General features: G+C 54.8%; 6 protein-coding genes. 3 read left to right on the top strand and 3 right to left on the bottom strand.

The window, feature by feature from the left end:
- Positions 1-1,651 (top strand): beta-galactosidase (locus ABJQ89_RS07805; protein WP_348495686.1); only part of this gene is annotated, 1,651 nt, incomplete at its 5' end.
- 147 nt (positions 1,652-1,798) lie between these two features.
- Here ABJQ89_RS07805 and katG read toward each other — a convergent pair.
- Positions 1,799-3,997: a catalase/peroxidase HPI gene (gene katG, locus ABJQ89_RS07800; protein WP_348495685.1), complete on the bottom strand. Its 2,199-nt coding sequence runs from the start codon at positions 3,995-3,997 to the stop codon at positions 1,799-1,801.
- A 165-nt stretch (positions 3,998-4,162) separates the two neighbouring features.
- Between katG and ABJQ89_RS07795 the strand changes: the two genes are divergently transcribed.
- Complete coding sequence (locus ABJQ89_RS07795; protein WP_348495684.1) at positions 4,163-5,068, top strand: hydrogen peroxide-inducible genes activator; 906 nt, start codon at positions 4,163-4,165, stop codon at positions 5,066-5,068.
- A gap of 85 nt (positions 5,069-5,153) precedes the next feature.
- Entirely contained in the window at positions 5,154-6,281 is a 1,128-nt protein-coding gene (locus ABJQ89_RS07790; RefSeq protein ID WP_348495683.1) for a mandelate racemase/muconate lactonizing enzyme family protein, read from the top strand.
- Positions 6,282-6,286: 5 nt separating this feature from the next.
- Here ABJQ89_RS07790 and ABJQ89_RS07785 read toward each other — a convergent pair whose 3' ends face one another.
- Together ABJQ89_RS07785 and ABJQ89_RS07780 are read right to left on the bottom strand one after the other, a co-directional pair.
- On the bottom strand, positions 6,287-7,168 hold the full coding sequence (locus ABJQ89_RS07785) for a DMT family transporter (protein ID WP_348495682.1): 882 nt from the start codon (positions 7,166-7,168) through the stop codon (positions 6,287-6,289).
- A gap of 3 nt (positions 7,169-7,171) precedes the next feature.
- On the bottom strand, positions 7,172-7,613 hold a 442-nt coding region (locus ABJQ89_RS07780; RefSeq protein WP_348495681.1), incomplete at its 5' end, for an NAD-binding protein.

Here is a 7,613-nt window from a genome sequence, read left to right as displayed (position 1 = left end):
GCCACGCTGGATGCTCGACAAGCATCCCGACATGCTTGCCGTAGATGCAGAGGGCCGCGAACGTGGCTTTGGCTCGCGTCGCCACTATTGTTTTTCGCATCAACCTTATCTGGAAGAGTGCCGCCGCATCACGCGCGTCTTGGCGGAGCGTTTCGGCAAGAACCCATTTGTGAAAGCATGGCAAACTGACAATGAATACGGCTGCCATGAGACTGTCATCAGTTATTCTGACGCCGCCAAACGCGCCTTTCAGAATTGGTGCGCGCAAACCTATCAAAGCCCTAGTGCGCTCAACGCCGCTTGGGGCAATATTTTCTGGTCAATGGAATACGATGAGTTTGATCAGATTGGCCTGCCCAACCTTACTGTGACGGAGCCGAACCCCTCTCATGTGCTCGCGTTCCGCCGTTTCTCGTCTGATATGGTCGTGCGTTTCAACCGTGCCCAAACCGAGATTTTGCGCCAATTCACCGATGCGCCACTGATCCACAATTACATGGGCCGCGAAACCGCATTTGATCATTATGACGTGGGCGCTGACCTCGATATCGCCTCTTGGGACAGCTATCCAATCGGCTTTCTCTCTGACCGCCTTGAAGGCACGCCAGAGCATAAAACGCGCTATTTGCGTCAGGGCGATCCTGACATGCAGGCCTTTCACCATGATCTCTATCGCGCCGTTGGCAAAGGGCGTTGGTGGGTGATGGAACAGCAACCTGGCCCTGTGAATTGGGCCCCCTACAACCCAGCGCCTTTGCCAGGCATGGCACGTCTCTGGGCATGGGAAGCTTTTGCCCATGGCGCTGAGGCGGTGCTTTATTTCCGTTGGCGACAAGCGCCTTTCGCACAGGAACAGATGCACGCAGGATTGCTGCGCCCCGATGCAGAACCCGCGCCTGCCCTCGAAGAAGCACGGCAAGTCGCCGATGAAATGGCGCAACTGCCAGATGTCGGTATCGCCAAAGCAAGCGTTGCGCTGGTCTTTGACTACGCGTCCTGCTGGGCATGGGAAACCCAACCGCAGGGCGCTGATTTCGACATGTTCCGCCTTGCCTTGGAAACCTATCGCGCAGCACGCGCGTTAGGATTATCGCTGGATATTGTCGCGCCGGAAACAGACCTATCGCAATACGATCTCGTTCTCGCACCGGGGCTTTTAGAATTGCCAGAAACGCTCAACACCTACCAAGGTACAGCTTTGATTGGCCCTCGCGCTGGTTCCAAAACCAAAGAGCTGAGCATCCCAACCCCTATGGGGCCAAACATCCAAGGTCTTGATTGCACCGTATCGCGCGTCGAAAGCATGCCGCCAACGGTCCAAATCCCGCTCGAAGATGGCGGTGCGTTTTTGCATTGGTTCGAGGAACTTGAAGGGACCGCGGAGATCACTTTGCGCACCGCAACTGGCGCGCCTGCGATCATGCATGCGAAAGGCTTTCACTATATCGCTGGCTGGCCAGAGGCCGAAACCTATATCGACATCATTGAAAGACTCGCTGCGCAGGCTAGCGTCGAAACCCAGCGCCTACCAGAGGGTCTGCGTGTGCGCGATACAGACACCCACCGTTTCTGGATTAACTATTCACCTGATGCGATCACTTTCCAAGGTCACACAATTCAACCTGCCGACTTGCGGATCGAAACGCTCTAGTTTTGCTCTCTCTTAAAATATCCTAGGGGGTCTGGGGGAAAATCCCCCAACCGGTCGGATTGGCAAAGCCAATTCGAAAACCCAAAAAAAACAAAGGCCGAGCGCATCCCTGCGCCCGGCCTCTTTTCTTTTATCTAGCCAAGTAACTTATACGAGATCGAAACGATCTGCGTTCATCACTTTTGTCCATGCTGCGACGAAGTCGTTGACGAACTTCTCGCCCGCATCCGCACTTGCATAAACTTCTGCCAGTGCGCGCAGTTCAGAGTTGGAACCGAACACGAGATCAACGCGTGTGCCTGTCCATTTCGTCTCGCCCGTCTTACGGTCTTTACCTTCAAAGAGATCTTCGTCTTCTGAAACAGGCGCCCAAACGGTTGCCATATCCAAAAGGTTCACGAAGAAGTCGTTTGTCAGCTCGCCTTTGCGATCCGTCAGAACACCGTGCTCAGACCCATCAAAGTTCGCACCAAGCGCACGCATACCGCCGACAAGAACAGTCATCTCTGGCGCAGTAAGCGTCAAAAGCTGTGCTTTATCGACCAGCAATTCTTCCGCTGTTTTTGTGTAACGCGCTTTTGCGTAGTTGCGGAAACCGTCCGCCTGTGGCTCGAGGAAAGCGATGCTTTCTTCGTCGGTTTGCTCCGCGCTTGCGTCCATACGGCCCGGCGTGAAGGGGACTTCAACACCTTCGCCCGCCGCCTGTTCGATCGCTGCGGTGCCCGCGAGAACGATCAAGTCAGCCATAGAGACTTTCTTGTCACCCTTCGCGTTAAAGGCTGTTTGGATGCCTTCAAGGGCGGCCAGAACTTTGCCCAAAGACGCAGGGTTGTTGGCTTCCCATCCTGTTTGTGGGGACAAGCGTACACGTGCGCCGTTGGCGCCGCCGCGTTTGTCAGAGCCACGGAATGTGGACGCAGACGACCATGCCGCCAGAACCAATTCCTGCACAGAAAGACCTGTACCCAAGATTTCCGCTTTCAATGCTGCAACGTCCGCCGCATCAACAAGTGGGTGATCAACCGCTGGGATCGGGTCTTGCCAAATCAGCTCTTCCTTAGGGACGAGCGGACCGTGATAGAGCGCGACAGGCCCCATATCGCGGTGTGTCAGCTTGAACCAAGCACGTGCGAATGCATCCGCGAACTGATCAGGGTTTGCGTGGAAGCGACGCGAAATTTCGCCATAGATCGGGTCCATGCGCATCGCCATATCAGCCGTTGTCATCATGATCGGAACGCGTTTGCCAGAACCGTCAACTTCAGGCGCGTGGTTCTCTTCTTTCAGATCAACCGCGTGCCAGATTTGCGCGCCTGCTGGGGATTTCGTCAGCTCCCACTCATAGCCGAAGAGCACGTCGAAATAGCCCATGTCCCACTGGATCGGGTTTGGTGTCCAAGCGCCTTCAATACCTGAAGATGTCGTATGAACGCCAACGCCGCTCTCAAATGAGTTTTCCCAACCGAGACCTTGCAAGTGCAGTTTCGCGCCTTCTGGCTCAGAGCCAACAAGTGCGGGATCGCCAGCGCCGTGCGCTTTACCAAAGGTGTGACCGCCGGCAACAAGTGCAACAGTTTCTTCGTCGTTCATGCCCATACGGCCAAACGTGTCGCGAATGTCGAAACCGGACGCGAGCGGATCAGGGTTGCCGTCTGGACCTTCCGGGTTCACGTAGATCAGGCCCATTTGTACAGCAGCCAATGGGTTTTCGAGATCGCGCTCACCAGAATAACGGCTGTTTTCGCCACCGCTTTCTTCGAGCCAGATTTCTTCTGCGCCCCAGTAGATGTCCTGCTCAGGTTCCCAAGTGTCTGCGCGCCCACCTGCAAAGCCGAATGTTTCCAGGCCCATAGATTCAATCGCCGCGTTGCCCGCGAGGATCATCAAATCAGCCCAAGACAGCTTGCGTCCATATTTCGCTTTGATTGGCCAAAGCAAACGGCGCGCCTTGTCCAGGGAAACGTTGTCAGGCCAGCTGTTCAAAGGTGCAAAACGCTGTGAGCCGGATGTCGCGCCGCCGCGGCCATCTGCCGTGCGATACGTTCCTGCGCTGTGCCATGCCATACGGATAAAGAACGGACCATAGTGACCGTAATCAGCGGGCCACCACTCTTGGCTGTCTGTCATCAAGGCGTAAAGATCGGCGCGAACGGCTTCCAGATCGAGCGTTTTGAACTCAGCGACATAATCAAAGTCTTCGCCCATCGGGTCAGACAGGTTGGATTTTTGGCTAAGGATGCGCAGGTTAAGCTGCTCTGGCCACCAATCGTGGTTGGCGCGCGTATCGGCCTTTGCTGCGTGCATTACCGGGCATTTGCCTGCTGAATTGACGTTATTTCCGTCCATGTGGGAGCTCCTGTATGTGCTGGTTATCTCATCCGCAGCAAAACTGCGGAACATCTAGATCGATTGGTCCGAAGACCTCTCTTGCTGGATGATTCTTCCGCAAAGTAACAGAGCGATGTCATAAGTAACATTTGAAGTTTTTTATCTTCATGATAATCAAAAGCTATGAGTGACCTCACGCTAAAGCAGCTTAAATATTTTGATGCCATCGCCCGTCAGGGCCATTTTGGGCGCGCCGCAGAGCTCTGCGCCATCTCACAACCGGCAATTTCTGTTCAGATCAAAGAGTTGGAGCGCACGCTTGGTGTTACGCTCTTTGAACGCGGCGCGCGGCAGGTACGTCTGACAACTGCTGGCGAAGAACTGTGGTCCCATGCGCGCGCCATTTTGGACAGGGTTGATGCGCTTAGCGACGTCGCGCGTGCCTCGAACGGTCAAACGCTTTCGCGGCTTAGGCTTGGCATCATCCCAACGATTGCGCCCTATCTATTGCCGTCGTGCATCGCGATTTTGACTGAACACAATCCAAACCTTGATTTACATGTGCGCGAGACTCTAACGCCGAAACTATTAGAAGAATTAGCAGACGGAAAAATCGACACCGCTATTTTGGCGTTGCCTATATCTGAACCGAGCTTAGTGGAAGCCCCTCTGTTCAGGGAAGATTTCGTCTTGGTGCGCCCCACCTCAGCAGAAGGTTCACCCGTTCCTGACGGTGAAACGCTCAAAAAGATGCGTCTTTTGCTGCTTGAGGAAGGTCATTGCTTTCGCGATCAGGCGCTTGCGTTTTGCAATGCGAATGCCGCGGTGCCACGCGATGGGCTTGATGGCAGCTCGCTCACGACATTGGTGCAAATGGTCAGCGCGGGCATTGGCGTTACGCTTATTCCTGAAATGGCGATCCCTGTTGAAACACCTGCCGCGCAGGTCTGTGTGGCCCGCTTCCCTGCCCCGCGCCCGTCGCGGCAAATCGGCATGGTCTGGCGTAAAAGCAATCCGTTGAGCGAGCAACTGGCAGAGCTTGCAAAGACGTTGGAAACCCATGCTGCGCCAAACGCCGCCCAATCGTGAAACGCGGATGAAAGCGGGTCTTTGTTGCGCGTGCACCCTAAGAATGCTTGAGTAATACCAAGTATTTCAAAGGAGCCATCCAAACATGAGCATCATGATAGAGCACGATGAAGGGACATTGATTACCGATGTCATGGTGCAGATTTTTGACGTGCCTTTGGCCGAGGTTCTGACCGATGCAAAGCACGGGGATCACACCCATTTTGAACTGGTTACAGCCACCATTCGACTGGCCGATGGGTCTGAAGGAACCGGCTACACTTATACAGGCGGAAAAGGTGGCCGCGCGATTAAGGCGATGATCGAACATGATCTTGCGCCGTTTTTTATTGGTCAGAATGGCGCTGATGTAGAGGCGCTTTATGAGGCGATGCAATGGCATGTGCATTACGTGGCGCGCGGCGGCATTGCGTCATTTGCGATTTCTGCGGTGGATATCGCGCTTTGGGATTTGCGCGGCAAACGTCTAGGTCAACCGCTCTGGCAAATGGCGGGGGGTGCGTCTAACACCTGCGGTGCATATTGCGGGGGCATCGATCTCAACTTTTCCCTACCCAAACTCATCAAACAAACCGAGGGCTATCTCGCGCGTGGGTTTGATGGTGTGAAGATCAAAATAGGGCAACCAAATCTGGCAGATGACATTGCGCGGATCAAAGCAATTCGCGCGCTCATTGGCCCCGATATCGCCTTTATGGTCGATGCCAATTATTCGATGACCGTACCGCAAGCAATTGACGCGGCGCGGGCCTTTGAACCGTTCGATTTGCTATGGTTCGAAGAACCGACCATCCCTGACAATTACAAAGGATACGGTGAAATCGCGCGGGCCACGGGCATGCCGCTTGCCATGGGGGAAAATCTGCACACGCTGCATGAGTTTGAATATGCGTGCGAGGACGCCGCGCTGTCCTATCTGCAACCCGACGCCTCCAACTGCGGCGGGATCACGGGCTGGCTGCAAGTTGCCGAACTCAGCCGCAAGCATGGCTTACCCATCTGTAGCCACGGCATGCAAGAGCTGCACGTGAGCCTAGTCGCGGGGCAATCGAATGCGGGATTGATCGAGGTGCATAGCTTCCCGATTGATGAATATACCACGCGCCCCTTGGTGGTGCAGAACGCCCGCGCGGTTGCGCCGGATGCGGCAGGTATCGGCGTCACGTTCGATTGGGATAAATTGCGCACCGCTCATGCATCTATGCACAGCTAACCGCGCTAGGACTGTTCGCGCTTCCAGATAATCAGCCCTGCGCCCATGATGACAATGGCGCCGAAAATCGTGACGCGATCAGGCACTGTGCCGAACAACAGAAACCCCCAAATCGTGACGTAGATCAGGAAAGAATAGGTAAAGGGCATCAACTGGTTCGCGGTGCCAAAACGATGCGCCGTGGTGAGCAATTGGTGCCCTGCCCAGCCAAACACCCCAAGACTGACCAGAACGATGAGACCCCAGAGAGTATCTGGCTGGGTCCACGTCCATAGCGCGAAGGGCATCAGGACGAAGGTCCCGACCAGCCCCATATAGAACTGCAAAGTATCCACCGCGACCACACCAGAGAGCTTGCGCGTCATAATAGAATAAAGCGCCATCGCCACGGCGTTATAGATGATCATCAACATTGCAGGATGAAACGCGGTGCCAAAGGGGCGCACGATGATCAGAACCCCGATGAACCCAAGCAAAATGGCGCTCCAGCGCCAAGGACCGACCTTTTCGCCTAATACGGAAACCGACAAGAAACAGACGATAACAGGGCTGGAAAACATCAGCGCCGAAACGACGGTCAGCGGCAAGAACTGCAGCGCATAGAAATTTGAAAGCGTCGCAGAGACCAGAAGAAGCGCGCGGCTGACCACCTGCCACAGATGATCAGTCTTAAAGCGATCCGCGCTAAAACCGCCCTTTGCGATCACCCCAATCGAGATGAGAAAATGCCCAGCATAGCGCATAAAAGCGAGTTGAAACGCGGGGATGCCCGCCACTGCCAGCCACTTCGCCCCTGTGTCCACGAGCGAAAAGATCAGCCACGCCATCAGCATCAATGCGATGCCATAACGCGGCAGATCAACGTTGGCCTTGGCAGCGACGGCCATAGTTTAGCCTTTGAAACGATTGACGTAGAAATCAACCATTTGGCTGACCATATCATCACCCTGACCGCTATCGCGCGCCTCATTAAGCGCTTTCAATGGACCTTGGACCATGATGCTATCCACGCCAGCGTCATCCGCCATACGCGCATAATAGCCCACATCTTTGGCCGCGTTTTTGATCGCAAACTCAAGCTGCGTTGGGTCTTTATCGACGCCGTAGGCTTTGACAAAACCCATCATGCCGGAATGCAATGGGCCCGCTGCCATCACGTCATAAAGCTGACCACGATCGACGCCCGCAAGATCAGCCATCGCGAAGGCTTCTGACATGGCGTTCGCCACGGTCATACCAAAGAAGTTGTTGATCAATTTGATCGTGTGACCAGAGCCGACGTCGCCAAGGTGGAAAACATTCTCGCCCAAGTCTTTGAGAACCGGCTCAACC

This window comes from Planktotalea sp. (assembly GCF_039984035.1).
In the GTDB taxonomy this organism is placed as follows: domain Bacteria; phylum Pseudomonadota; class Alphaproteobacteria; order Rhodobacterales; family Rhodobacteraceae; genus Planktotalea.
Note: the sequence above shows the minus strand (reverse complement) of the source record. Positions and strands in the feature narration are given on the sequence as shown.

Excerpts from the sequence above, each read along its gene's own strand:
- ABJQ89_RS07795 (WP_348495684.1), top strand. The coding sequence starts at position 4,163 with ATGAGTGACCTCACGCTAAAGCAGCTTAAATATTTTGATGCCATCGCC.
- ABJQ89_RS07785 (WP_348495682.1), bottom strand. The coding sequence starts at position 7,168 with ATGGCCGTCGCTGCCAAGGCCAACGTTGATCTGCCGCGTTATGGCATC.
- katG (WP_348495685.1), bottom strand. The coding sequence starts at position 3,997 with ATGGACGGAAATAACGTCAATTCAGCAGGCAAATGCCCGGTAATGCAC.
- ABJQ89_RS07790 (WP_348495683.1), top strand. The coding sequence starts at position 5,154 with ATGAGCATCATGATAGAGCACGATGAAGGGACATTGATTACCGATGTC.